The organism is Micromonospora sp. NPDC007230 (genome assembly GCF_042869115.1).
Classification (GTDB): Bacteria; Actinomycetota; Actinomycetes; order Mycobacteriales; family Micromonosporaceae; genus Micromonospora.
This window is the reverse complement of sequence record NZ_JBIAFE010000009.1, coordinates 198094-223865: the sequence shown is the minus strand read 5'-3', so window position 1 is coordinate 223865 and position 25772 is coordinate 198094. Positions and strand designations below refer to the sequence as shown.

Here is a 25772-nt window from a genome sequence, read left to right as displayed (position 1 = left end):
GGTACAGGCGTGCCCGATGACCAGGGTGCGCAATCTCCGCGTCCGGCCCGACCTGCTCTACGTGGCGAGTGGGTGGAGCACGCTGGTCACCGACGTGCGTTGCCGGGTCACCGGAACCGACCGCAGGGATTCTTCGCCCGGAACACCCGGGTGCTCAGCGTCGAGCAGGTCACGGTCGACGGCCGGGAGCCGATCCCGTTCAGCGCGGCGAACGTGCTGGGCAGCTCCCAGCTGTCGTACGCCGCGCTGGGTGACGGGGAGGAGCTGCCGTCCCGGGCGGCCTACCTGCTGACCGAACGGTTCGTCGGCGCGGGGCTGCGGACCAGGCTGACCCTGGTCAGCTACGCCCAGCAGCCGCTGCGGCTGGCGCTGGCGGTCCGGGTCGAGGCGGACTTCGCCGACAGCGTCGAGGCCGAGACGGGCCGCCGGTTGCAGACCGGCGATGTCGGTGCGGACTGGGACGCCGCGGCGCAGGAGCTCCGCCTGACCTACCTGCGCGACGACATCGACCGTGCGGTCGCCGTCGCGGTGCGCGCCGACACCCCCGTCCGGTACGCCGACGGCGCGTTCACGGTCGAGGTCGAGGTGTCGCCGCGCGGCGCCGCCCGGGTGGACCTGATCGTGGAGCCGATCTTCGACGGCGCGCGCCTGCCCGCGCCCCCGGCCAGCTTCACCGGTGCCACCGACACGGCCGCCCGGGCCCGAGGCCTGCTGGTCAGCGAATTCGCCGGGTTGACCAGCAGCAACTTCGACGTCACGGCGGCTTGGCGCAACGCGGTGGAGGAACTGGCCGTGCTGCCGCTCGGCGAACCGGCCGGGCCGACCGCGCCGATGGCCGGGCTGCCCATGTACCAGGAGATCTTCGGCCGGGACACGATGACGGCCTCCTGGCAGGCGCTGCTGGCCGGGCCGACCATGCTGGCCGACAGCCTGCGGCTCAACGCCCAGCACCTCGGGCAGCGATTCGACGACTGGCGGGACGAGGAACCCGGCAAGCCGCTGCACGAGGCCCGCCGGGGCCCGGTCTCGGTGCTCGGCCTGGACCCGTACACCGCCTACTACGGCGACTGGTCCACCGCCCCGGACTTCCTGGTCTTCCTCGGGCAGTACCTGGCCTGGACCGGCGACCTGGACACGGTGCGGGACCTGCTGCCGACCGCCCGGCAGGCCCTGAACTGGATCGAACGGTACGGGGATCCCGACGGCGACGGCTTCCTCGAGTACCACCACCGCTCCCGGGGCGGTCTGAAGAACCAGGGGTGGAAGGACTCGGACACCGCGATCGTCGACGAGGACGGGCAGGTGGTGCCCAACCCGATCGCGACCAGCGAACTGCAGGGCTACTGGTACGCCGCGCTGCGGCACGCCGCCGTGGTGTTCACCGTGACCGGCCACCCGGCCCGGGGCGCCGCGCTGCTGGCCCGGGCCCGTGCCCTACGGCGACGCTTCCACGACGCGTACTGGCTGCCGGACCGGGGCTGCTACGCGATGGCGCTCGGGCCGGACCGGCGGCCGGTGCGGTCGACCAACTCCAACGACGGGCACCTGCTCACCACCGGCATCGTCCCGGCCCGGGCCGCCGCCCGGGTGGTCGACCGGCTGTTCGCGCCCGACATGTTCAGCGGTTGGGGGGTCCGGACGTTGTCGGCGGAGCATCCGGCGTACAACCCGTTCAGCTACCACCGGGGCAGTGTCTGGCCGGTGGAGGCCGGGACCATCGGGCTCGGGCTGGCCCGGTACGGGTGCTGGAAGCACCTGCACCGGTTGGCCGAGGGGATGTTCGCCGCGGCGGCGCTGTTCGAGGAGCACCGCCTGCCCGAGGCGCTCAGCGGCCTGCCCCGAGACGCCGATCATCCGCACCCCGGCGTGTACCCGAACTCCTGCGCTCCGCAGGCGTGGTCGGCCAGTGCGATCGTGGCGCTGGTGCAGGCGCTGCTGGCGCTGCGCCCGGTCGCGCCCCTGCGGGCGATCATCGTGGACCCGCACCTGCCCGACTGGCTGCCGGACCTGCGGCTGGAGGGCGTACAGGTGGGGGGCGCCACCGTCGACCTGACTGTGCGCCGCCGGCGCGGCGGGCGAACCTCGATCAGCGCGCGCGGGGACCGGCTGGCGGTGATCCGGCGTCCCCCGCGGCAGGCGGTCTCCCGCCGTGGGCGGCGGGCCTGAGCGGTCGACCGGGTGGGCCGGCACGTGTAGTCCGGCGGTGGCGGGGAAAGCGCCCTCACCTGAACAGACAGGAGGGTTGGCATGGAGAGTCGCGCCAAGGCGATGGGGCACGGGATCCACCCCATCCTGATCGTGTTCCCGCTGGGCCTGCTCGCCACTTCGGTGATCTTCGACATCCTTTACCTGATCACCGACCGGGCGGGTTTCCAGATCTCCGCGGCGTACACGATCGCCGCGGGTGTCATCGGCGGCCTGATCGCCGGGGTGTTCGGCCTGGTCGACTGGCTGTCCATCCCCGCCGGCACCCGCGCGAAGCGGGTCGGCGCGGTCCACGGCCTCGGCAACGTGGTGGTGCTGCTGCTGTTCGCGGCGAGCTGGTTCCTGCGGCTGTCGGCAACAAACTGGGAACCCCCTGCAGCGGCTCTGGGCTGCAGCTTCGTCGGCATCGTGCTGGCCGGCTTCACCGGCTGGCTCGGCGGTGAGCTGGTCGAGCGGCTCGGCGTCGGCGTCAGCGACCAGGCGGGGGTGAACGCGCCGAGTTCGCTGTCGCGCGGCGCCGCTGGCCGGCCCCACACGCGGGGCGCCTGACGGACCGCGGCGACGAGAGGGGTACGCGCATGCGGGCGATCACGCTGGTCGCGGAGGGAGGGGAACCCGCCCTCCGCGACCTGCCCCAGCCCAGCCCCGGCCCCGGTGAGGTGCTCGTGCGGGTCCGGGCGTCCTCGGTCAACGGCTTCGACAAGAAGGCGGCGGCCGGGATGATGAAGGGCGGGCTCGAGTACCGGTACCCCGTCGTGCTCGGCAAGGACTTCGCCGGCGAGGTCGCGGCGCTCGGCGACGGGGCGACCCGCTTCCGCGTCGGCGACCCGGTGTTCGGCGTGGTGATGCGGTCCTACCTGGGCGACGGCTCGTGGGCCGAGCACGTGGCGGTCGGCGAACAGTTCGGCATCACCCGCCTTCCCGCAGGTCTCGACCCGTCGACCGCGGGGGCGCTCGGGCTGGCCGGCGCCACCGCGGTCGACGTGGTGAACACCGTCGCACCCGGTCAGGGAGACACCGTCCTGGTCGCCGGCGCGACCGGCGGCGTCGGCGCGCTCGCCGTCCAGTACGCCACCGCGGCCGGCGCGCGGGTCATCGCCACCGCCCGCCCCGGCGCCGCCACGGACTTCGTCCGGCAGCTGGGCGCCGCCGAGGTGGTGGACTACACCGGCGACCTGAGCGCCCAGGTCCGCGCGGTAGCTCCCGACGGGGTGTCCGCGGTGGTGCACCTGGCCGGTGACGGCATGGAACTCGCCGGGCTGCTCGCCTTCGAGGGGCGCCTCGCCTCGACCATCGGCTTCGGCCCCGACCAGCATCCGGCCGCCACGTCGATCATGGGCAGCCCGAGCCCCGAGACGCTCGACCGGCTCGCCGGCGACCTCGCGGCCGGTCGGCTGCACGTCCCGGTCACCCGACGCTACGACCTGGCCGAGGTGCCCAAAGCGCTCGGCGACTTCGCGGGCGCGCTGGGCAAGCTCGCGATCACCGTCTCCTGACCGCCGCACGACCAACGACCGGCGGCCGCCCTGGACCGGGGCGGCCGCCGGTCTGTCGCACGTATCCCTGCCCGTCTGACACTGCTCTCGGAGCTGGTGGAACCGCCCGAACGGCGGTGTCCACGATGGTCGCCGCGGCGCTACCGTACGCCCTGGTTACCCGACGCGGATCATCCGCTGGAGAGAGGACCGGGGCATGGACGGCAGAACACGTTTCCGACTGACCCGGCTGGTCACCGCCGCCGCCGTCGTGGCCGCCAGCCTGGGGCTTCTCCCGGCGCCGGCGCAGGCGGAGGCCGGCCCTAAGGTGACGGTGCTGACCCGCAACCTCTATCTCGGCGGCGACCTCACTGGATCGATGACCGCGCCGACCCTGCCGGCGTTCCTGGCCGCCAACGCGGCCCTGCTCAGCCACGTCGACCGGATGGACTTCCCCGCCCGGGCGCGGCTGGTCGCCGCGGAGATCCGCGAGCGCAAGCCCGACCTGGTCGGCCTGCAGGAGGTGGCGCTGTGGCGCACCGGGCCGCTCGGCGATCCCGCGCCGGCCACCACGCTCCGGTACGACTACCTGGCCCTGCTGATGTCCGACCTGGCCGGCTCCGGCCACCCGTACGACGTGGCGGTGGTGCAGAACGAGGCGGACCTGGAGGTCCCGGCGGGGGCGCCGCACAACGTGGACGCCCGGCTCACCATGCGCGACGTGATCCTGGTGCGGCACGGCGGCCGGGTGAAGGTGACCGGGACGTCGTCGGGGAACTTCGTGCACAATCTGGTGACCCCGCTCCCGCCGGTCGGTGGCAGCGCCACCAGCACCCGCGGCTGGACGGCGGTGGACGTGGCGCAGGGCAGCCGGACCTACCGGTTCGTCAACACCCACTTGGAGGCGTTCCACCCGGGCGTCCGGGTGCTGCAGGCGCAGGAGCTGCTGCAGGGACCGCTGCGCACCACCGGCCGGCTGATCCTCGTCGGGGATCTCAACACCGGGCCGGAACTGCCCGATCCGAACAACCGGCTCGCGTACTTCACGCTGGTGGGCGGCGGCATGATCGACACCTGGCCGGTCCTGCACCCCGGAGACCCCGGGTACACCTCGGGACTGGGCGACGACCTGAACCAGCCGGCCGGCGACGTCGAGCACCGGATCGACATGGTTCTGGTCAAGGGGCGCGGTCGTGCCGGTGCGCAGCGAGGTCTTCGGCACCGAGCGGCAGACCCCGGACGGCCGGTGGGCGTCGGACCATCTGGGGCACGCCGCGGTGCTCGCGCTGCCGTGACCGGTCCCCACCGCTGAGCCAACCCGGGCGCCGCCGCAGTGCCCGGGCCGGCGCTGAGTTGACCTGTTTTCGGCAGGTCAGCGGAGCATTGTCGAACACCTGTGCGAACATGTGTTCGTGTCGGGCGAGGCCACCATCCTGCATGCCGACCTGGACGCCTTCTACGCGTCGGTCGAGCAGCGCGACGATCCCCGGCTGCGCGGCCGGCCGGTGATCGTCGGCGGCGGCGTGGTGCTGGCGGCCAGCTACGAGGCCAAGGCCCGGGGCGTACGCAGCGCGATGGGCGGGCGGCAGGCGCTACGGCTGTGCCCGGAGGCGATCGTGGTGCGGCCGCGGATGGCCGCGTACACGGCGGCGAGCCGGGCGGTGTTCGAGATCTTCCGGCAGACCACGCCACTGGTGGAGGGGCTCTCCATCGACGAGGCGTTCCTCGACGTGGGCGGCCTGCGCCGGCTGGTCGGCCCGCCGGCCGACATCGCGGCCCGGCTGCGCCGCGAGGTACGCGAGCAGGTCGGCCTGCCGATCACCGTCGGCGTGGCCCGGACGAAGTTCCTCGCCAAGGTGGCCAGCGGGGTGGCCAAGCCGGACGGGCTGCTGGTCGTCGAGCCCGGGCGGGAGCTGGCCTTCCTGCATCCGCTGCCGGTGGAGCGGCTGTGGGGCGTCGGCCCGGTGACCGCGACGAAGCTGCGCGACCGGGGCATCCGTACCGTGGGGCAGGTGGCCCGGCTGGACGAGCCGACCCTGGTGTCGCTGCTCGGCGGCGGTGCCGGCCGCCACCTGCACGCCCTCGCCCACAACCGCGACCCCCGCCGGGTCCAGGTCGGGCGGCGCCGGTCGTCGATGGGCGCCCAGCACGCACTGGGCCGGGAGCCGCGCTCCCCCGCCGAGCTCGACGCCGTGCTGGCCGGGCTGGTCGACCGGGTGACCGGGCGGATGCGCGCGGCGCGGCGCACCGGCCGTACGGTCACCCTACGGCTGCGCTTCGCCGACTACACCCGGGCGACCCGCTCGCACACCATCGACAAGGCGACCGCCCAGACCCGGCCACTGCTCGAGGCCGCCCGCGCGTTGCTGCGGGCGGCGCTGCCGGAGATCGACGCCCGGGGTGTGACGCTGATCGGGGTGTCCGTCGGCAACCTCGACACCGGGCACGTGCAGCTGACGCTGCCGTTCACCCGCGACCCGGGCGCGGAGCTGGATGCGGCGGTGGACGCCGTCCGGGACCGGTTCGGGTCGTCCGCGCTGACCCGGGCCGTGCTGCTCGGCCGGGATCCCGGCCTGGAGATGCCCCGCCTGCCCGACTGAGCGGCGTTGGGACGACCACGGCCTCGACCCGGTGCCGTCGGGACAGCGCGCGGCGGTCGTCCTCTGGACCGACGACACGGCCGCCGCGTACGCGGCGCTCACCGCCGACGGCGCACCCGCACTGGCCGCCCCGCACGTCTGGCTCGACCGGCTGCTGATCGCCTGGACGGCCGACCCGGACGGCAACCCGATCCAACTCGTCCAGCACCTGCCGGCCCGATAACCGGTCGTCGCGCCCCGGACCGCTGCCGCACAATCAGGCGATCATGAGTACGCGGCTGCGGGCCATCGCCCGCGACACCCTGGACATCCTCGACGCCGGCCGGTACCTCAACGGGCACGGCGAGCCCGTCGAGCTCACCGACCCGGTCCGCGCCGCCGTCGCCGGCACCCGCCTGCACCTGCCCGACGACCCGCTGCCCACCCCACCCACCGGTGACGCGGCCCCGGCGGTGGAGGTGACCGGGGAGAGCACGCTGCTGGCCGCCCGCCGCCTCGCCCGAGGCGGGGACGTCGCCGCGCTGGTGTTCGCCTCGGCGAAGAACCCGGGCGGCGGGTTCCGCACCGGGGCGCAGGCGCAGGAGGAGAGCATCGCCCGGGCCTCGGCGCTCTTCCCCTGCCTGACCGCGGTCCCCGGGTTCTACGACTTCCACCGCGCGCAGCGGGACCTGCTCTACAGCGACCGCGTCATCCACTCGCCGCGGGTGCCGGTGTTCCGCGACGACAAGGGTCGGCTGCTCGACGCCGCCCACGAGGTGTCGTTCCTGACCGCCGCCGCCCCCAACCGCGGCGCGGTGCTGCGCAACCAGCCCGCCGACGCTGAGCGGGTCGCCCCGGCGCTGCGTACCCGGGCCCGTCGGGTGCTGGCCGTCGCGGCGGCGCACGGCCACCGGCGGTTGGTGCTCGGCGCGTGGGGCTGCGGCGTGTTCCGCAATGACCCGGCCACGGTGGCGGAGGCGTTCGCGCTGGCCCTGGCCGACGCGGCGGGCTGGTTCGACCAGGTCACCTTCGCGGTGCTCGACCGGGCCGGCGGGCCGGTCGAGGCCGCGTTCGCCGACCGCTTCGGGGCGTCGTGACGGAGGTCAGTACCCCACCAACCACCGCCCGGGGGCGGTCCGGTCAGGCGGGCAGCCGCCGGGTCGGCCGGTGGTCAGCGGTTCTGCGGGAAGCCGAGGCTGACCCCGCCGTGGGAGGGGTCGGGCCAGCGACTGGTGACCACCTTGGACCTGACGAAGAAGTTCACCCCCTCCGGCCCGTACGCGTGGGCGTCGCCGAACAGGGAGTCCTTCCAGCCGCCGAAGGAGTAGTAGGACACCGGGACCGGGATGGGGACGTTCACCCCGACCATGCCGACCTCGATCTCGTTCTGGTACCGGCGGGCCGCGCCGCCGTCGTTGGTGAAGATGGCGGTGCCGTTGCCCCACGGGTTGGCGTTGACCAGCTCGACGGCCGCGTCGTAGCTGGGCACCCGCAGCACCGACAGCACCGGCCCGAAGATCTCGTCGGTGTAGACGGACATGTCGGTGTCGACGTGGTCGAACAGGGTCGGGCCGAGCCAGAAGCCGGCCTGCTCGCCGTCGACGGGGTGGTTCCGCCCGTCGACCACGAGCTGCGCGCCCGCGGCCCGGCCGGCGTCCAGGTACGCCGTCACCCGATCCCGGTGGGCGCCGGTGACCAGCGGTCCCATCTCGCAGCCGGGGCGGCGGCCGTCGCCGACGTGCAGGGCGGCCATCCGCTCGCTGATCTTGGCGACCAGCTCGTCGCCGACCGGGTCGACCGCGACGACGACGGAGATGGCCATGCAGCGTTCGCCGGCCGAGCCGAAGCCGGCCGAGACGGCGGCGTCGGCGGCGAGGTCGAGGTCGGCGTCGGGCAGCACGACCATGTGGTTCTTCGCGCCGCCGAGCGCCTGCACCCGCTTCCCGTGCCGGGTGCCGCTCTGGTAGACGTAGCGGGCGATCGGGGTGGAGCCGACGAACGAGACGGCCTTGACGTGCGGATGCTCGAGGATCCGGTCGACCGCCTCCTTGTCGCCGTGCACCACGTTGCACACCCCGTCCGGCAGCCCGGCCTCCGCGAACAGCTCGGCCAGGAAGTTCGCCGCGGACGGGTCCTTCTCGCTCGGTTTGAGCACCACGGTGTTGCCGCACGCGATGGCGTTCGGCACGAACCACAACGGCACCATGGCCGGGAAGTTGAAGGGGGAGATCACACCGACCACGCCGAGCGGCTGTCGTAGGGAGTACACGTCGACCTGGGTCGAGGCGTTCTCGCTGTATCCGCCCTTGAGCTGCTGCGGGATGCCGCAGGCGAACTCGACGTTCTCCAACCCGCGCTGGATCTCCCCGGCCGCGTCGGAGAGGACCTTGCCGTGCTCGGCGGTGATGATGGCGGCGAGGTCGGCCCGGCGGGTGTTCAGCAGTTCCCGGAAGGCGAACAGCACGGTGGTCCGCTGGGCGAGGGAGGCGGTGCGCCAGCGGGTGAACGCCTCGCGGGCGGTGGCGACCGCCTCGTCGACGACCGCGGCGGTGGCGAAGTCGACCTGTCCGGCGACTTGGCCGGTGGCGGGGTCGTAGACGTCTCCGGTGCGCTCGGCGACGCCGTGCCACGGCTTGCCGCCGATCCAGTGGGTGGTCCTCATCGGGGCTGCACCTCCTTGGCCACCGCCTCGATCGACTGGGTGAGGATCTCCAGCGCCTCCTCCGCCTCGGCCCGGGTCAGGGTCATCGGTGGCGCGAGGCGGATGACGTTGCCGTACAGGCCGCCCTTGCCGACGAGCAGGCCGCGTTCCCGGGTCTCCTCCAGCAGCGCGGTCGCGGCCGCCGGATGGGGCTCGCCGTCGGGGCCGACGAACTCCAGCGCGATCATCAGGCCCTTGCCGCGCACGTCGCCGACCACGGGATGGGCCGCGGCGACCGCGCGCAGGCCGTCCAGCAGGCGGGTGCCCAGCTGTGCGGCGTTGGCCTGCAGGTCGTGCTCCAGCAGGTAGGTCAGCGCCGCCAGCGCGCCGGTGGTGGCCAGCGGGTTGCCGCCGAAGGTGGAGATCGAGTTGGCCCGTAGGCAGTCCATCAGGTCGGCCCGGGCGACCACGCCGCCGATCGCGAGGCCGTTGCCCAGGCCCTTGGCGAAGGTGATCGCGTCGGGTACGACGCCGTGCGCCTGGATGCCCCAGAAGTGCTCGCCGGTGCGGCCCCAGCCGGTCTGCACCTCGTCGGACACGAGGAGGATGCCGTACTCGTCGAGCACCTTCTTGAACTCCCCGAACAGTCCGTCCGGCGGGGAGGCGAAGCCGCCGACCCCCTGGATCGGCTCGACGATCATGCAGGCGACGTCGCCGGCCGTGGTCGTCTCGATGACCTCGCGCAGGTCGGCCACGCACGCCCTGATGTAGTCCGCGTCGGACAGGTCGCGGAACGGACTGCGGTAGCGGTAGCCGCCGTGCACCCAGCTCACCTTGACCGGGCTGAGCGCGCTGGCCGACCAGCCGCGGATGCCGGTGATCGCGATGGTGGCGAAGGCCCGGCCGTGGTACGAGTTGCGCAGGGCGAGCACCTGTTCGCTGCGGCGGTGCTGGGTGGCGAGCATGAGTGCGGTCTCGTTCGCCTCGGTGCCCGAGTTGGTGAAGAACACCTTCGCGTCCGGGATGCCGGACAGCTGCGCGATCTTCTCCGCCAGCTCGACCTGCGACTGGATCAGGTACAGCGTGGACGAGTGCAGCACGCCGGTGTCGACCTGTGACCGGATCGCGTCGCTGATCTCGGCGATGTCGTAGCCGATGGCGTTGGTGAGGATGCCGGCGAAGAAGTCCAGGTAGGTCCGCCCCTCACGATCGGTCACCCGGCGGCCGTGCGCACCGGCGATCTCGATGGGCTGCTCGTAGTACAACGCCAGCCAGTTCGGCAGCACGGATCGGTGTCGGGCCAGCAGCTCGCGGTGGGCCATCGCGTCCTCCCGTAACTCGTCCCCACGGCGAGTGTGGCGGCAATCGTTGTGCAACCGCTACGCACAACCTGTACCGCTGTGGTCGCCGCACCATTACGTTGTGTGCAGTCCCTCCCCTGGGAGCCGCGATGTACCCCTCCGTCGCAGAAGCCATCGCACTGCCGGTGATCCGGCGCGGAAAGCCGCAGGTGGTGGCCGGTTCGGCCGGCATGCAGGGCCGGGTGCGCTGGGTCCATGTGGCGGAGGTAGCCGACATCGCGCACCTGCTACGCGGCGGGGAGCTGGTGCTCACCACCGGCATCGCGCTGCCCGACGAGGCCGCGGCCCTGGCGAGGTACGTGGACGACCTGGCCGCGGTGCACGCGGCGGGGCTGGTCATCGAGCTGGTCCGGCGGTGGAGCGGCCAGCTGCCGGAGGCGTTGGTGGCGGCGGCCAACCGGCATCGGCTGCCCCTGATCACGCTGGCGCAGGAGACCCCATTCGTGTCCGTCACCGAGGCGGTGGTGGCGCTGATCGTCGACGCGCAGCTCGCCGAGCTGCGGGCCGCCGAGCAGGTGCACGAGACGTTCACCTCGCTCACCGTGGCCGGTGCGGATCCGGCGGAGGTGCTGCGCGAGGTGGCCCGGATCTCCGGGCTGCCGGTGGTGCTGGAGACGCTGGGGCACGAGGTGCTCGCGTACGACGCGGCCGGCCGGGACCCGACGGAGTTGCTGGCCGACTGGGGGCAGCGGTCCCGGTCGGTGGCCGCGCCCGAGCGGACCGCCTACGACGAGGACGCGGGTTGGTTGGCCACCATGGTCGGGGCGCAGGGCGCCGACTGGGGGCGGTTGGTCCTGCTCTCACCGGACCCGCCACCGCACCGGCACGTGGTGGTCGCCGAGCGGGCCGCGTCGGCGTTGGCGGTGCATCGGCTCGTGGCGCGGGACCGGGAAAGTCTGGAGCGGCAGACGCACCGGATGCTGCTCGCGCAGCTGCTCGGTCAGGCCGTACCGCCGCCGGACCTGGCCGCCCGGGCGGCGGCGCTGGGGGTCGGCGTCGAGCGGCGGCAGTTGGTCGGGATGGCGATCCGCCCGGCCACCGGGACGCCCCGGGCCCCCGCGCTGGCCACGCAGGAGGTGTTGCGGGACCTCGCGGAGGCGACCGCGCTGGCGGCGCGGCGGGTGGCGGTGCCCGCCCTGGTGGGCGTGGTGGACGACACGACCGTACGCGCGCTGTTGTCGTTGCCGGCGCAGGCCGGGGTCGACGCGGTGCTGCGCCGGTTGGCCCGGGAGGTGCACCGCTCGGCGGCCGGTCCGGTGCTGGTGGCGGTCGGCACCACCGTGTCGCACGTCGCCGAGGTACGCCGCAGTCTGGGCGAGGCCGCTCACGTGGCGGGGGCGGCCCTGCGCGCCCCCGGCACGCAGCTGTACCACCGGCTGGACAACGTGCGCCTGCGCGGCCTGCTGCACCTGTTGCGCGACGACGATCGGGTCCGGGCCTTCGCGGACCGCGAGCTGGGTCCGCTGCTGGCGCGGGACGCCAACCATCACAGCCGGCTGCTGGAGCTGCTGCGCTGCTTCTGCGAGCAGGGCGGCAACAAGTCCGCGGCGGCGGCTGCCGCACACGTGTCGCGGACCGCGTACTACCAGCAGTTGGCGCGGATCGCGCAGGTGCTCGGGGTGTCGTTGGAGGACCCGGAGTCGATGCTGTCGCTGTACGTCGCGCTGCTGGTGCACGAACTCGACGACGCATGACCCGACGCCGAATCCGGTAGGCGGCCGGAATCCGTCCGCCGCGCGGATTGACATGATCGCTGCGGCCATGCTCGTGGACACAGTGTGCCGTGATCATGGCAAGCGTGGACACTTTGCCACTGCCCGTGGCGGGTCCGTGACACTCACCATTCCGAGATAAAGATCGTGCTGTTCCGCCCCATCCGCAGCACGCGCGCCGGCTGCCCGCCGCTGTTGCGGCAGCGCAACAGGGAGGTGACACCGATGGCCGTTGAACCCCTACCCCACGAAGCCACCGCGGTCGAGCCGGGCACCCAGATCACCCATCCGGATGGCCGAGTGGAGCTGCGCGATTTCTCCACCATCGCCGACAGCCGGTACTTCAACCTCGAACTCGCCCCGGTGCCCATCGAGCGGCGTACCTGGAACACGTACAACTTCACGGCGCTCTGGGTCGGGATGGCGCACAACATCCCCAGCTATCTGCTCGCCGCCGGGCTCATCCAGCTCGGCATGAACTGGGTGCAGGCGTTCCTCACCATCACCCTGGGCAACCTGCTCGTCCTGATCCCGATGCTGTTGAACAGCCACGCCGGGACGAAGTACGGCATCCCGTTCCCGGTCTTCGCCCGCGCGTTCTACGGCGTCCGGGGCGCCAACCTCGCGGCCCTGCTGCGCGCCTTCATCGCCTGCGGCTGGTTCGGCATCCAGACCTGGATCGGCGGTGAGGCGATCTACGCGATCGCCGGCAAGCTGCTGGGTTCCTGGTGGGTCGACGCGGCGAAGGTCATGGACCACCCGTGGACGCTGTGGGCGTCGTTCCTGCTGTTCTGGGCGATCGAGATGGCAATCATCTGGCGCGGCATGGACACCCTGCGCCGCTTCGAGAACTGGGCCGCGCCGTTCGTCATCGTGGTCGCCGTCGCGCTGCTGATCTGGGTCCTGGTCCAGGCGGGCGGGCTCGGCCCGATCCTGTCCCAGCCGTCCAAGCTGGGCTGGGGCGCCGACTTCTGGAAGCTGTTCGCGCCGTCGCTGATGGCGATGATCGCCTTCTGGGCGACCCTGTCGCTGAACATCCCCGACTTCACCCGGTTCGGTGGCAGCCAGCGGCAGCAGGCGTACGGCCAGATCCTGGGCCTGCCCACCACAATGTCGTTCTTCGCCATCCTGTCGATCGTGATCACCTCGGGCACGGCGGCGATCTACGGCGAGGCGATCTGGGACCCCATCCAGCTGGCCGCGAAGTTCGAGAACCCGCTGGTCGTCGCGCTCGGCCTGTTCACGGTGGTGGTGGCCACGCTGTCGGTGAACGTGGCGGCCAACACGGTCAGTCCGGCGTACGACTTCTCCAACGCCGTGCCCCGGCTGATCACCTTCCGGACCGGCGGGCTGATCACCGGCGTACTCGGCATCCTGATCCAGCCGTGGCGGCTGGTGCAGGACCCGAACATCTACATCTTCGTCTGGCTCGGGTTCTACGGGGGCCTGCTCGGCGCGGTCGCCGGCGTGCTCATCGCCGGCTACTGGGTCCGCAACCGCACCCGCCTGCAGTTGCCCGCCCTCTACCGCCCCGAGGGCCGGTACTGGTTCTCTGGCGGCTGGAGTTGGACGGCGGTCGTCGCCACCGTCGTCGGCGCGGTCCTCGCCGTCGGTGGCGCCTACTCCGCGCCCGGCAAGGGCCCGTTCCCGGAGGACGGGCTCATCCCGTTCCTCAAGCCGCTCTACGACTACAGCTGGGTCGCCGGCCTGGTCGGCGCGTTCGTGGTTTATCTGGCGCTGTCGGCACCGCGCGGCAGCCACGCCAAGGGGGAGGTCAGGTGAGCACCATCATCCGAGCCGGGCTGGTGCAGCAGAAGTGGACCGGTGAGAAGGAGTCCATGATCGCGAACGCGGTCGAGGCGATCCGCCGCGCCGCGTCGCAGGGCGCGCAGGTGGTCTGCCTGCAGGAGTTGTTCTACGGTCCGTACTTCTGCCAGGTCCAGGACGCCGACTACTACTCGTACACGGAGGCGATCCCGGACGGGCCGACGACGGCGCTGATGCGCGAGGTCGCCGAGCAGCACGGGGTGGTCCTGATCGTGCCGATGTACGAGCAGGAGCAGCCGGGGGTCTACTACAACACCGCTGCGGTGATCGACGCCGACGGCACCTACCTCGGCAAGCACCGGAAGAACCACATTCCGCAGGTGAAGGGGTTCTGGGAGAAGTTCTACTTCCGGCCGGGGAACCTGGGCTATCCGGTCTTCGACACCGCTGTGGGTCGCATCGGCGTCTACATCTGCTACGAGCGGCACTTCCCGGAGGGTTGGCGCGCCCTGGGGCTGGCCGGCGCGAAGATCGTATTCAACCCCTCCGCCACCAGCCGCGGCCTGTCGGAGTACCTGTGGCGGCTGGAGCAGCCGGCCGCCGCCGTCGCGAACGAGTACTACGTCGGGACGATCAACCGGGTCGGGGTGGAGCCGTTGGGCGACAACGACTTCTACGGCCAGTCCTATTTCGTCGACCCGCGCGGGCAACTGGTCGGCGCGGCGGCGTCGGACACCGAGGAGGAGGTCGTCGTCCGCGACCTGGACATGGACAGGCTGGCCGAGGTGCGCGACCTGTGGGCGTTCTACCGCGACCGCCGGCCCGAGACCTACGAATCGCTGGTGAAGCCATGAGCGAGCGCAGCGAGCGAATCATCAAGCACTGCGCGGATGTGCCTCATGACGGCGGCGAGCGAAGCGAGGCGCCGGCATGAGCGAGCGCAGCGAGCGAATCATCAAGCACTGCGCGGATGTGCCTCATGACGGCGGCGAGCGAAGCGAGGCGCCGGCATGAGCATCGTCATCCGCAACGGGACTGTCGTCAACGCCACCGGGGCGTACCCGGCGGACGTGCTGGTGGAGGGCGAGCGGATCGCGGCGCTCGCCGCACCCGACTCGGGTCTGGCGCAGCAGTGGGCGGCCGGCGCCGAGCGGGTGATCGACGCCGCCGGGAAGTACGTGGTGCCGGGCGGCATCGACGGGCACACCCACATGGAGATGCCGTTCGGCGGCACGTTCTCGACGGACACGTTCGAGACCGGCACGATCGCGGCCGCCTGGGGCGGTACGACGACCATCGTCGACTTCGCGGTGCAGGCCAAAGGCACGTCGCTGTTGTCCGCGCTGGACAAGTGGCACAGCAAGGCGGACGGCAACTGCGCGATCGACTACGCGTTCCACATGATCATCTCGGACGTGAACGACACGTCGCTGAAGGAGATGGAGGCCTGCATCGACGCGGGCGTCAACACCTTCAAGATGTTCATGGCGTACCCCGGGGTCTTCTACGCCACCGACGGGGAGATCCTGAGGGCGATGCAGAAGGCCCGCGACACCGGCTCGATGATCATGATGCATGCGGAGAACGGCATCGCCATCGACCAGCTCGTCCTGCAGGCACTGGCGAGTGGGCAGACCGACCCGGTGCAGCACGGGCTGACCCGGCCACCCGAGCTGGAGGGCGAGGCGACCAACCGGGCCATCACCCTCGCGAGGGTCACCGGCGCGCCGCTGTACATCGTGCACCTGTCTGCCGCGCACGCCCTCGATGCGGTCACCCGCGCCCGGGACACCGGCCAGAACGTGTTCGCCGAGACCTGCCCGCAGTACCTGTTCCTGTCGTTGGACGACCTGGCCAGGCCGGACTTCGAGGGCGCGAAGTACGTCGCCTCTCCCCCGCTGCGACCCAAGGAACACCAGGCGGAGCTGTGGCGCGGTCTGCGCACCAACGACCTGTCGCTGGTGTCCACCGACCACTGCCCGTTCTGCTTCAAGGACCAGAAGGAACTCGGCCGGGGAGACTTCTCCAAGATCCCGAACGGGATGCCGGGCGTCGAGCACCGGATGGACCTGCTCTATCAGGGCGTCGTGCGCGGCGAGATCACCCTGCCGCGGTGGGTGGAGATCAGCTCCACCACACCCGCCCGGATGTTCGGCCTCTACCCCCGCAAGGGCGTCATCGCGCCCGGCGCGGACGCGGACATCACGGTGTACGACCCGACGGCCCGGCAGACCATCTCCGCGAGCAGCCACCACATGAACGTGGACTATTCCGCGTACGAGGGCATGGCGCTGACCGGGAAGGTCGCCACCGTGCTGTCCCGCGGTCGCGTCGTCGTCGACGACGGCGCGTTCCACGGCGCCGCCGGACACGGCACGTTCCTCAAGCGCGATCTCTGCCAGTACCTGGTTTGACAAGGAGTGGCCGTGGACTTCGGTGTTGTACTCCAGACCGACCCACCCGCCCGCGACGTCGTCGCCGGGCTCACCGCCGCCGAGGACAACGGCTTCCGTTACGGCTGGACGTTCGACTCCTGCGTGCTGTGGCAGGAGCCGTTCGTCATCTACTCGCAGGTCCTCGCCGCGACCAAGCACCTGATCGTCGGGCCGATGGTGACCAACCCGAGCACCCGCGACTGGTCGGTCACCGCGTCGCTGTTCGCCACCCTCAACGAGATGTTCGGCAACCGCACCGTCTGCGGGATCGGTCGCGGCGACTCGGCCCGGCGGGTCATCGGCCAGCCGCCGGCGAGCCTCGCCACGCTGAAACAGGCCATGCACGTGATCAAGGAACTGGCCGAGGGCCGGGAGGCCGAACACCACGGCACGCCGGTGCGCATCCCATGGGTACGCGACGGCCGGCTGGAGGTCTGGATGGCCGCGTACGGCCCGAAGGCGCTGCGGCTGGTCGGCGAGCAGGCCGACGGCTTCATCCTGCAGACGGCCGACCCCGACATCGCCCGCTGGACCATCGGCTCGGTACGCGACGCGGCCACCGCCGCCGGCCGGGACCCCGACTCGATCACCATGTGCGTGGCCGCGCCGGCCTACGTGGGCACGAACCTCGCCCACCAGCGGGACCAGCTGCGCTGGTTCGGCGGCATGGTCGGCAACCACGTGGCCGACCTGGTCGCCCGCTACGGCGACTCCGGGGTCGTGCCGAAGGCGCTGACCGACTACATCCGGGGCCGCGAGGGCTACGACTACACGCACCACGGCCGCGCCGGCAACCCGTCCACCGACTTCGTCCCGGACGGCATCGTCGACCGGTTCTGCCTGCTCGGACCCGAGTCGGCCCACGTCGACCGGCTGCAGGAACTCAAGGAGATCGGGGTGCACAACTTCGCCCTCTACCTGATGCACGACGACAAGGAGAAGACCCTGTCCGCGTACGGCAAGGACGTGATCGCGCACGTCTGACCGGGCGCCATTCGCGCCCGAACGACCATCGACCGTGGCCAGTGGCGCAACTACCATGATCCTCTTGGGAAGCCCCCACCACGGGAGGTATACGTGCGCCAACCGCGCTATCGCATTCTCTTCACCGCCGCTCTAGCCACCACAACCGTCTTGGCCGTGCCCGCGGCACCAGCCGCCGCCACGCCGACGCCCGGCATCGTCGTCAGCGACGGAATGACCCAACCGGTGTTCTCGTTCGCGGACGCCATCGAGGAACGGGTGTGGGTGGAGACGCCGCTCGACACCGACCACGACGGCCGGCTCGACCGGGTCGTCGCCGACATCTCCCGCCCCCGGGAGACCGCCACGGCGGGCTTCAAGGTCCCCGTCGTCTTCGAGCACAGCCCCTATCGCAAGGGCACCTGGGGCGACGTGCCGTACCCGAGCGTGCTGGTGGACGAGCTGCCGCAGACCGGGCTCACCCAGCAGCTGCGCAGCCAGTCGCAGGCCATCGGGATCCAGCGGGCCAAGGCCAACCTGCCCGGCTCCCTCGACGACTACTACGTCCCCCGCGGATATGCGGTGGTGCTCGGGCAGAGCATCGGCACCGCGGACTCCGACGGCTGCCCGACCAGTGGGGACATGGCGGAAACGCTGGGCACGAAGGCCATCATCGACTGGCTGGGCGGCCGGGCGAAGGCGTACAACGCCGCCGGCGAGTCGGTCACCGCCGACTGGACCACCGGAGCGGTGGGCATGACCGGCGTGTCGTACAACGGGACGCTGCCCAACCAGGTGGCCACGACCGGGGTCGAGAACCTCAAGACCATCATCCCGGTCTCCGCGATCAGCAACTGGTACGACTACTACCGGGCCAACGGGCTGGTGGTGGCGCCGGGCACCTTCCAGGGCGAGGACCTCGACGTCCTGGCGCAGTACACGGCGGGTCGGGCGCGCGCCGAAGGCCGGTGCGCCGACGAGATCGCCCAGCTGACGGCGGAACAGGACCGGATCACCGGGGACTACAGCGACTTCTGGCGGGCCCGCGACTACCTGCCGGGCGCCAAGAAGGTCACCGCCAGCGTTTTCGTCGTGCACGGGCTCAACGACTGGAACGTGAAGACGGAGAACTTCGCCGGCTGGTGGGACCGGCTCGCCGCGGCCGGCGTGCCGCGCAAGATCTGGCTGCACCAGGGCGGCCACGGCGGGCCGGGCAGCGCCGCGACGGTGACCCTGCCGAGCGGCCAGGCGTGGACCTACAAGCAGACCGAGAACCGCTGGTTCGACTACTGGCTGTGGGGCGTGCAGAACGGCATCATGGACGAGCCCACGGCGGTCCTGCAGCGTGAGAACCGGGCCTACACCACGTACGCGAACTGGCCGGACCCGGGCGCCCGGGACGTGGCGTTGACCCTCACCGCCGACAGCGCCACCGAGCCCGGCAACCTGATCACCACCGACGCCCGGAACCAGCGCACCGAGCAGTCCTTCGTGGACGAGGGCCGCACGATCAGCCCGAGCACGCTGGTGGCCGGTCCTGACACGGCCAGCGCCAACCGGCTGGTCTACCGCTCGCCGGTGCTGACCGGCGACGTGCGCCTGTCCGGGCGGCCGGAGATGCGGTTGCGGATGTCCATCGACAACCGCCCCGACGCGAACCTGTCGGTCTACCTGGTCGACTACGGCGCGCCCGGCTCGACCGCGCGGCCGGTCGTGGTGACGCGGGGCTGGATGGATCCGCAGAACCGGACCGGCTGGTCGCACACCGTCGCGGTCCAGCAGGGCGTGATGTACGACTACCGCTGGACCCTGGAGCCGAAGGACTACGTCTTCGCGGCGGGGCACCGCATCGGGGTCGTCGTCTTCTCCAGCGACCAGGAATACACCCTGCTGCCGCTCGGCGGCACCCGACTGACCGTCCAGCCCGGCTCCAGCCGCCTCACCCTGCCGATCGTCGGCGGCCGCGAGGCGCTCGGCTTCTGAGTACGTCGCCGGCCCGGACGGCTCCTGTCGTCCGGGCCGGCGGTGGCTCGCGGTCCTCGACGTCCCGCCGGTCCCGGTTGCCGGCCGACGCTCCGCGGCTCCGGCCGCTGATCGCAGCGTGGCGAATGCCCGGCCGAAAACGGGGTACACCCGCCGCGCTCGGGCGGACGACCGCGATCGGGCGGCAGCGGCGGCAAATCTCGTGAGGGGCGGAGCGGATGGGGCATTTCCGGTGCGTGACGTCGGACCGCCTCCGGTGATGTTCGGTGGCCACGCGCGGCGCGCTCGTCGCATCCCGGCCGGACCCGTCGGGCGCCGACCCCTGACCCGGCTGACCGTGGTCAGCCTGGCCGGACACGTGGCCTTCGAGCTGGCAGCGGGTGTCGGCATGCCGCTCGCCTCGCTGATCGGGCCGTACGCCGCCGCGGGTTTCTGGACGCTCGTCACCGGCGGCGTCCTGGCCGCGACCGGTCGCGACGAGTCCGCTGACCCGTTGTTGGCCGCGGCGAACGGCTTCGGGCTCGCCGCCGTGTCGGCTCATCTGCGCGGTTGGCCAACTCGTCGCACCAGAGCCGGCCTGCCGTGGTTGAAGGACTGCGAGGGGCTGGGACCGGAGCTGATGCCCTTCTACAACCCGATCCTCTACACCTCGGCCGTCGCGGGTCTGCTCGCCGTGGTCCGGGAGAACCGCACCGCCCGGCTGCGGGTGCCGGCGGTCATGCTCGGACTCGTGCCGGTGCTCGTCGCCTATCAGCACTGGGAGCACCGGCGGTTGCGCCGGCAGGCCCACACTCGCCCCGGGTGGTGGAACCGCCGCCTGCGGCACCTGCCCCAGGCGGCGTGACGCGGCCGACGCCCCCGCACCGCGGGATCGCCGACCGCGACCCCGCCGAGCTCACTCCTCGATCGCGCCGCCAACCGCACGCAGATGGTCCCGGAAGGTCAGCGTCGGGTTCTCGGCCCGTGCGGCCAGATAGCCCCCGAAACCCACCTGCGCCCGCAGCGGTTCGCCGGAACGGATCCGCTCGGCCTGCCGCCGCTCGGTGTCCCGGATGGACTCCGCGAGGTCGAACAACTCCCGGGCCCGGGTGGCCGGGATGAAGAGCACCCCGTCCTCGTCGGCCAGCGCGAGGTCGTCGGGGTCGACGGTCCACTCCCCCACCCGCGCCGACCGCAACGCCTCCGGCGGCCGCGGGTCGAGCCGTCGCGGCCCGGTGGGGGTGGCGCCCAGGCTGAACACCGGCAGCCCCACCGCCCGGATGTCGACGGTGTCCCGGTGCAGCCCCCAGACGACCAGGCCGGCCAGCCCGCCGGCCTGCGCCTCCAGCACCACCAGGTCGCCCACGCACGCCTCGTCGGTGCGTCCGCCGTTGTCCACCACCAGCACGTCGCCGGGCGCGGCCCGGTCGATCGCTTCCAGGAAGATGTCGACGCTGCCGACGTGCCGGGTCGGCAGCACCCGCCCGGCGGCCCGCGCACCGACGACCACCGGTCCGACGCCGGGTGGGGCGCAGCGGACCGGCACGGCGGCCCGCAGGCAGGCGTCGGCGACGTGCGCGGTGGTCAGCGTCGCGAAGCGGTCGCGCAATTCATCCGGGTAAATGGTCATGACCCGACGCTAATCACGCTCGCCGGTCATGGGAGGGGCCAGTTTCCGGTCCGTGGCCTGCCGCTCGCCTCGGGCCGGAGCTCTAGTCCGGGAACTCGTGCCCCGTCGTCCATGGGCTCGCCGCTCCAGCCGCAGGCGCCGCCGGGCGCGCGGGGTGTGCCGCCGGGGCCGGAGCATCCGCGCCCGGATCGGTGGGTGCAGCTCCGCCTCACCCGCGCCGGCGGCGGTCCGCACCATCCGGTTGGCGTCGTCCGGCTCGCATCCGGTGGCGCGCAGCAGCTCACTGGCCGCCGTACGAAGGTCGGTGATCACGCCGTCACCGTACGAGCGGACGCCCTGGGCCCACGCCCGGCCGGCCAGTTGCGCGCTCTCCCGGGTCAACTGGTGGGTGCGGTCCAGGTCGTCGCCGGAGCGGCCGGCGCGGCGCAGCGCCCGTGCGGCCTCAGCGAGCCGGGAGACGGCGTCGGGGAGCGCAGCCGGGATGGGCTCGTCGTACTGCAGGGCGGTGGCGGAGCGACGGGCCACCGACCGGGCGTAGAGGATCAGCCGTTCCAGGTGTGCCGCACCGTTGGCATAGCGGTGGTACAGCGCGCGGCGGTGCCAGCGGGCCGGCGCGAGCGTCACCACCTCTCCGGCGCCGGTGAGCGCCTCGTTGAGCCGCCCGACGTCGGCGTCCAGCCCGCGCAGCCCCTCCAACGCGCGGACCGCCGCGTCGGCGTCCCGGGTGGTCAAAGCGTGCGCCACCGCGTCGAGCTGCTCGGTGAGGACGGTGAAGATCGGCGCGGCGGCCCGGTCCAGCACCCGGATCGGATTGACCGGCAACAGCAGGACGACCACCGCGAGGCCGACCAGGCCGCCGACGAGCGCGTCGAAGATGCGGGGCAGCTCGAGGCCGGACCGGACCGGCGCCAGGGCGGAGATCAGGACCGCCGTACCGCCGGCCTGGCCGACCAGGGCGCCACCCCGGCCGGCCACCAGCAGCGCCGTCGCGATCGCCAGCGCCACGACCAGCCCGAGCTGCCAGGACCCGGAGCCGAGCAGAAAGCGCAACAGGTCGCCGACGAGGATGCCGAGTCCCACCCCGACCAGCAGCTCGAAGGTCCGCCGGGCCCGCTGTCCGATGGCGGTGGCGATCGTGCCGACCGCGGCGGCCGGGGCGAAGACGTGCGCGCCGGGACCGAGGAGGTACTGGGCGAGCAGGGCGGCGAGCGCGGCGGCGAGCCCGGCCTGCACGGAGATCACGGCGGTGACCTCCAGCTGACGCAGGCGTAGCCGGCCGGCCTGTCCGCCCTGGCTGCGGACGCGGGTCACCGCTCGTTCGCCCCGCCCGGTCACCCGGTTCAGGGGTGAGCGGACGGTGTCGGCGGAACGCCGCTTGTCGGCCATGGCGGCGGTTACCCGACGCGACGCGGGTGAATCGTCCTGTTGGTGACGGTTGACCCGGTCGCCGCGTCCAGCTCGCCGGTCAGCGGCGGAACGTGCGGTCGAGCAGGTCGAACAGCGCGGCCCAGTGCCGCTCGGTGGCCTGCTCGTCGTACTCGGAGGTGTCGGACTGGGTGTAGCCGTGGCGGGCACCCGGGTACACCTCGGAGCGGTAGGCGACGCCGGCACGGTCCAGGGCCTGTTCCAGGACCGCGATCTGCTCGGCCGGCATCGACCGGTCCTGGTCGGCGTGGCCGAAGTACAACTCGCCGGTGACCGCGCCGACGGCCAGGTGCGGGCTGTCCGGGGCGTCGGTGGCCAGCCGCCCGGCGTGGAAGACGGCCGCGGCGGCGATCCGGTCCGGGTGCGCCTCAATGGCCCGCAGCGCGTTCAGGCCGCCCATGCAGTAGCCGGTGATGGCGACCGGGCCGGGCGCGACGTCCGGCTGCGCGGCCAGGAAGTCCAGGTAGGCGGCGGTGTCCCGGGCGACGACGGCCGGGGTCAGGGAGCGGATCATCGGGCCGAGTTCCTCGAACAGCGCGCCGCGCCGGGACGGCTCGCGGAGCCCGGAGAGGTCGACCAGCGGCGCGCGACCGAAGCGGTGGAAGAGATTCGGCACCAGCACGACGTGGCCGCGGGCGGCGATCGTCTCGGCCATCTCCGCCAGCCGCGGGCGCAGCCCGTACGCGTCCATGAAGACCAGGACGGCCGGGAACGGGCCGTCCCCGTCGGGCCGGACGAGATACGCGTCGGCCACTCCGTCGCCGGTCGGCACGTCCACGGTCGTCGTCTGCACGGTGCGCCCTCCTCGCGTTGATCGTTCGGCGTGCACGCTACTCGCAAGGTTGCAGGCCCGCCCGTCGCGGGCGCGGGCGCGCGGTGACGGGTCAGACTGGATGCGACGAGGAATCGGCGTGGCCAGGACGCGGAGGGTATGCCCGTGGTGGATGTGGTGTCCGAGGTGGTGATCGACCGTCCGGTCGCCGAGGTGGCCCGCTACGCGGGCGATCCCTCGAACGCGCCCGCTTGGTACCTGAACATCACCTCGGTCGAATGGTTGACGCCGCCGCCCCTGCGGGTCGGTTCCCGGGTCGCCTTCGTGGCGCACTTCCTCGGTAGGCGGCTCGCCTACACGTACGAGATCGTCGAGCTGGTCCCGGACGTGCGGCTCGTGATGCGGACCGCCGAGGGGCCGTTCCCGATGGAGACCACCTACCGGTGGGAGCCGCACGGCGACGGCGCCACCCGGATGATCCTGCGCAATCGAGGCGAGCCCAGCGGCTTCGCGTCGGTCGCCGCTCCGGTCCTGGCCGCCGCGATGCGCCGGGCGAACCGGAAGGATCTGGCCACGCTGAAGGCTCACCTGGAAACCGGCCCCACGTGACCCTCGGCTGACCGCTCGCGTCAGCGTCCCTGATCAGCTTAGCGATCCTGAGTCGGATGGGGTTTCCGGGATCGTTTCCCATCGTGGTGGAGATGCATGGACGTGGAAGTGGAATCCTGCGCCCAGTGCTGCTCCTCCTGGCCGGTGGCCGGCGGTGGTGGATGTGCTGATCGTGTTCACGCCCTGGTGTCGGTGGGCTGCGCGGGGCAGCCTCCGGTCCGTTGGTGCGTGTCCCTCCGGACGCTTACCCGCCTGACCATGAGGCCGGGTGGGGGAGGGTGCCCCGCGTCGCCTGGGCGCGGGGCGTGGAGTGCGGGGCCGGGTGGGGCCGGTCTTCGACCGGTCCCACCGGCTGGCATTAGAGGTGCTTGGGGTGACGACGGCTGCGGCTTCGAGTTCGTCGGCGACCGTGCGGATCACCATCTGCCCGCTGGTCTTGTCGATGACGGCCTTGCCCTGATGGGTCAGGCCACGGGCGGCGATACGCCGCCATGCTCCGTGGTCGCGGTCGCCCTGCCAACCACAGCTGCCGGTGTTGGGGCAGATGGCCCATTTCCATCCCGGTGTGGTGGGCCGGTCGGGGGCTTTGCGGTGCTGCAGTGGGGTCAAACATTGGGGGCAGTGTTTGGAGGTGTTGCGGGCGGGGACGGTGACCACGGCGACACCGGCTTCGGCGGCGAGGTGCCGTATGCGGTCGCTGATCTTTCCGCGGACCTGTTGGGACAGGCGGGTGTTGCGGGTGGCGCCCATGCCCTTGGCTTCCATCGACCGCAGGTCTTCGAGGTAGATGACGGTCGCCGCAGCGGCGATGGCCTGGTCGACGGTCCAGCGGGCGGCAGCCCAGGCGAGCGCGTCGTTTAAGTTCGCGCGGCGGGTGGACACGTGGCGGATCTCGCCGGCCAGCACCTCGTGTTTCGCTCTCAGCTGCTCGTCGGGGCGGCCGCCGAGCAGCCGCGTGTACTGGTCGGCCTTGGCGTGCAGCCGCTCACTGTGGCGGCGCAGGCGGTGCTGCTTGGCCAGGACCCCGGCGGCGCGGAACTGGCCACCCGCCCCCAACGCCGTGATCCGGCCATCCTTTCCCAGTCGTAGGGCTCCGGCGCTGAGGAGGGTGTTGAGACCCCAGTCCACGCCGACCGCCACGGTGTGACCGGTAGACCGGGCTTTCGGCACGGCGTGCGTGTATGCCATGTCGGCGCGGACCGTGCCGTCGGTGAGGCGGAGGGTGGGCAGGTGCAGCACCGCCGAGGCGGGGACCGTGGACGGCAGCCTGATCGGGCAGGCGACCCACGTCCAGTCCCGATACGTCCGCGGATCCGGACGGGTGGGCAGTTGCAGCCGCAGCAGCGCTCTCGCCGGGTCGGTGTCGCAGCGCTCGATGGTGGCCTGCTGCCGGTCGCACGCGGCCAGCAGCAGCATCCGCGGAATCCGCGGGGCGCCTTCCAACTCGAACACGTCCACCGGCAGGCGACCATTGGCCTTGGCGAACGTGACGACCTGCCGGGTGCGGCCCTTGATGACATTGGATGGCAGATACTCGCCGCCGGGGGTCGAGGCCCGAACCTGATCCCACTCGGTGGGGGTGCGCTTGCGCGGATCGGCCGGCCACGCCGCCAGGACCCCGGCGGTCACCTCGGCACGCCACGCCGCCGAACGCAGCGCACGCCCCGCCTGCTCCTGCGCCATCCGCACGACCCGGTCATTGACCCTCACACCTGCCGGCGCGGTCACCGCCCAGCCCAGCCGCCGCAGGGCCATCCACGCGTTCGACGGCAACCGCCGCCCGCCCGCATCCACCCCGCCGGCCAGGACCTCCACATCCACGCTGTTCCAGTGCGCGCCGATCAGCGCGGCCGCCATGCCTGCCACCAGATCGGCACACCACCCGACCCGCTGCGCCAGCACCGCCGGAGACAGGACCTCACCGGTTGCCTCGTCCACACCGGTGCGCAGCACAGCCCGGGCACACGCAGTCCGGGCCGTCTCGCCTTCGCCCAGCCGCAGCTTCCCGCTCACCGGCTCAACGACCCACCATCGATCGAGCAGAACCAACGCTCACGGCCGGCCGCGTCACCGGAATCCGCCCCGAACCAGCCCAACCACCAAGCGTCACGAGGCGGACACCGACAGACGCGCCGCAGTCTGCGAGAATCGAAGAAGGTCCACACGACCAATCTATGATCACTGACGATTCATAATCAAATTGGTCAGCCTGGGCCGGAGCCGAGGCGCGGCGCGC

The 25772-nt window shown here is 72.2% G+C and carries 21 protein-coding genes; 15 read left to right on the top strand and 6 right to left on the bottom strand.

Going from position 1 to position 25772, the window contains the following annotated elements:
* The first annotated feature begins 99 nt into the window (after positions 1 to 99).
* The 7 genes from ACFYML_RS15610 (at position 100) to ACFYML_RS15580 (ending at position 7356) form a co-directional block, all read left to right on the top strand.
* Positions 100 to 2166, top strand: coding sequence for a glycogen debranching N-terminal domain-containing protein (locus ACFYML_RS15610; protein ID WP_387421254.1), 2067 nt, complete (start codon positions 100 to 102; stop codon positions 2164 to 2166).
* A gap of 81 nt (positions 2167 to 2247) precedes the next feature.
* Complete coding sequence (locus tag ACFYML_RS15605) at positions 2248 to 2754, top strand: DUF2231 domain-containing protein (protein ID WP_073838742.1); 507 nt, start codon at positions 2248 to 2250, stop codon at positions 2752 to 2754.
* Between the two features lie 29 nt (positions 2755 to 2783).
* A complete protein-coding gene (locus tag ACFYML_RS15600) occupies positions 2784 to 3701 on the top strand; it encodes an NADP-dependent oxidoreductase (protein WP_387280817.1) in 918 nt (305 codons plus the stop codon).
* Between the two features lie 196 nt (positions 3702 to 3897).
* On the top strand, positions 3898 to 4992 hold the full coding sequence (locus ACFYML_RS15595) for an endonuclease/exonuclease/phosphatase family protein (protein ID WP_387421253.1): 1095 nt from the start codon (positions 3898 to 3900) through the stop codon (positions 4990 to 4992).
* A gap of 100 nt (positions 4993 to 5092) precedes the next feature.
* On the top strand, positions 5093 to 6280 hold the full coding sequence (dinB, locus tag ACFYML_RS15590) for a DNA polymerase IV (RefSeq protein WP_387280819.1): 1188 nt from the start codon (positions 5093 to 5095) through the stop codon (positions 6278 to 6280).
* Positions 6281 to 6311: 31 nt separating this feature from the next.
* Positions 6312 to 6503 carry a hypothetical protein gene (locus ACFYML_RS15585; RefSeq protein ID WP_387421252.1) on the top strand — a complete coding sequence of 64 codons (192 nt, stop codon included), beginning with the start codon at positions 6312 to 6314 and terminating at the stop codon, positions 6501 to 6503.
* A gap of 43 nt (positions 6504 to 6546) precedes the next feature.
* On the top strand, positions 6547 to 7356 hold the full coding sequence (locus ACFYML_RS15580; protein ID WP_387280821.1) for a TIGR02452 family protein: 810 nt from the start codon (positions 6547 to 6549) through the stop codon (positions 7354 to 7356).
* Positions 7357 to 7430: 74 nt separating this feature from the next.
* On the opposite strand, the gene ACFYML_RS15575 is transcribed toward ACFYML_RS15580, so the two are convergent.
* Together ACFYML_RS15575 and ACFYML_RS15570 are read right to left on the bottom strand one after the other, a co-directional pair.
* On the bottom strand, positions 7431 to 8921 hold the full coding sequence (locus ACFYML_RS15575) for a CoA-acylating methylmalonate-semialdehyde dehydrogenase (protein WP_387421251.1): 1491 nt from the start codon (positions 8919 to 8921) through the stop codon (positions 7431 to 7433).
* Positions 8918 to 10222 carry an aspartate aminotransferase family protein gene (locus ACFYML_RS15570; protein WP_387421250.1) on the bottom strand — a complete coding sequence of 435 codons (1305 nt, stop codon included), beginning with the start codon at positions 10220 to 10222 and terminating at the stop codon, positions 8918 to 8920. The genes ACFYML_RS15575 and ACFYML_RS15570 overlap by 4 nt, the downstream gene beginning before the upstream one ends.
* A gap of 128 nt (positions 10223 to 10350) precedes the next feature.
* Here ACFYML_RS15570 and ACFYML_RS15565 point away from each other — a divergent pair, with 128 nt between their 5' ends.
* The 7 genes from ACFYML_RS15565 to ACFYML_RS15535 all read left to right on the top strand — a co-directional run bounded on the left by ACFYML_RS15565 (position 10351) and on the right by ACFYML_RS15535 (position 19965).
* Entirely contained in the window at positions 10351 to 11955 is a 1605-nt protein-coding gene (locus ACFYML_RS15565) for a PucR family transcriptional regulator (RefSeq protein WP_387280824.1), read from the top strand.
* A gap of 243 nt (positions 11956 to 12198) precedes the next feature.
* Positions 12199 to 13755 (top strand): NCS1 family nucleobase:cation symporter-1, encoded by a 1557-nt coding sequence (locus ACFYML_RS15560; RefSeq protein ID WP_387421248.1) that lies wholly within the window; start codon positions 12199 to 12201, stop codon positions 13753 to 13755.
* A complete protein-coding gene (locus tag ACFYML_RS15555; protein WP_387421247.1) occupies positions 13752 to 14594 on the top strand; it encodes a nitrilase-related carbon-nitrogen hydrolase in 843 nt (280 codons plus the stop codon). The genes ACFYML_RS15560 and ACFYML_RS15555 overlap by 4 nt, the downstream gene beginning before the upstream one ends.
* A gap of 156 nt (positions 14595 to 14750) precedes the next feature.
* Positions 14751 to 16154 carry a dihydropyrimidinase gene (gene hydA, locus ACFYML_RS15550; RefSeq protein WP_387280827.1) on the top strand — a complete coding sequence of 468 codons (1404 nt, stop codon included), beginning with the start codon at positions 14751 to 14753 and terminating at the stop codon, positions 16152 to 16154.
* 12 nt (positions 16155 to 16166) lie between these two features.
* Positions 16167 to 17159 (top strand): TIGR03842 family LLM class F420-dependent oxidoreductase, encoded by a 993-nt coding sequence (locus ACFYML_RS15545; RefSeq protein WP_387421246.1) that lies wholly within the window; start codon positions 16167 to 16169, stop codon positions 17157 to 17159.
* A gap of 93 nt (positions 17160 to 17252) precedes the next feature.
* The gene (locus ACFYML_RS15540; RefSeq protein ID WP_387421245.1) at positions 17253 to 19121 is read left to right on the top strand and encodes a Xaa-Pro dipeptidyl-peptidase; all 1869 of its coding nucleotides are present in this window, start codon (positions 17253 to 17255) and stop codon (positions 19119 to 19121) included.
* 232 nt (positions 19122 to 19353) lie between these two features.
* A complete protein-coding gene (locus ACFYML_RS15535) occupies positions 19354 to 19965 on the top strand; it encodes a hypothetical protein (RefSeq protein ID WP_387421244.1) in 612 nt (203 codons plus the stop codon).
* A 51-nt stretch (positions 19966 to 20016) separates the two neighbouring features.
* Here the strand turns inward: ACFYML_RS15535 and ACFYML_RS15530 are convergent, their stop codons facing one another.
* The 3 genes from ACFYML_RS15530 to ACFYML_RS15520 all read right to left on the bottom strand — a co-directional run bounded on the left by ACFYML_RS15530 (position 20017) and on the right by ACFYML_RS15520 (position 22948).
* Complete coding sequence (locus tag ACFYML_RS15530) at positions 20017 to 20730, bottom strand: RraA family protein (RefSeq protein ID WP_387421243.1); 714 nt, start codon at positions 20728 to 20730, stop codon at positions 20017 to 20019.
* A 9-nt stretch (positions 20731 to 20739) separates the two neighbouring features.
* On the bottom strand, positions 20740 to 22116 hold the full coding sequence (locus ACFYML_RS15525) for an aromatic acid exporter family protein (RefSeq protein WP_387421242.1): 1377 nt from the start codon (positions 22114 to 22116) through the stop codon (positions 20740 to 20742).
* Between the two features lie 79 nt (positions 22117 to 22195).
* Positions 22196 to 22948, bottom strand: coding sequence for a dienelactone hydrolase family protein (locus tag ACFYML_RS15520; protein ID WP_387421241.1), 753 nt, complete (start codon positions 22946 to 22948; stop codon positions 22196 to 22198).
* A gap of 138 nt (positions 22949 to 23086) precedes the next feature.
* Here ACFYML_RS15520 and ACFYML_RS15515 point away from each other — a divergent pair, with 138 nt between their 5' ends.
* On the top strand, positions 23087 to 23536 hold the full coding sequence (locus ACFYML_RS15515) for an SRPBCC family protein (RefSeq protein WP_387421240.1): 450 nt from the start codon (positions 23087 to 23089) through the stop codon (positions 23534 to 23536).
* Between the two features lie 33 nt (positions 23537 to 23569).
* Here ACFYML_RS15515 and ACFYML_RS15510 read toward each other — a convergent pair whose 3' ends face one another.
* Positions 23570 to 25549, bottom strand: coding sequence for a zinc ribbon domain-containing protein (locus ACFYML_RS15510; protein WP_387421239.1), 1980 nt, complete (start codon positions 25547 to 25549; stop codon positions 23570 to 23572).
* Between the last annotated feature and the right edge of the window lie 223 nt (positions 25550 to 25772).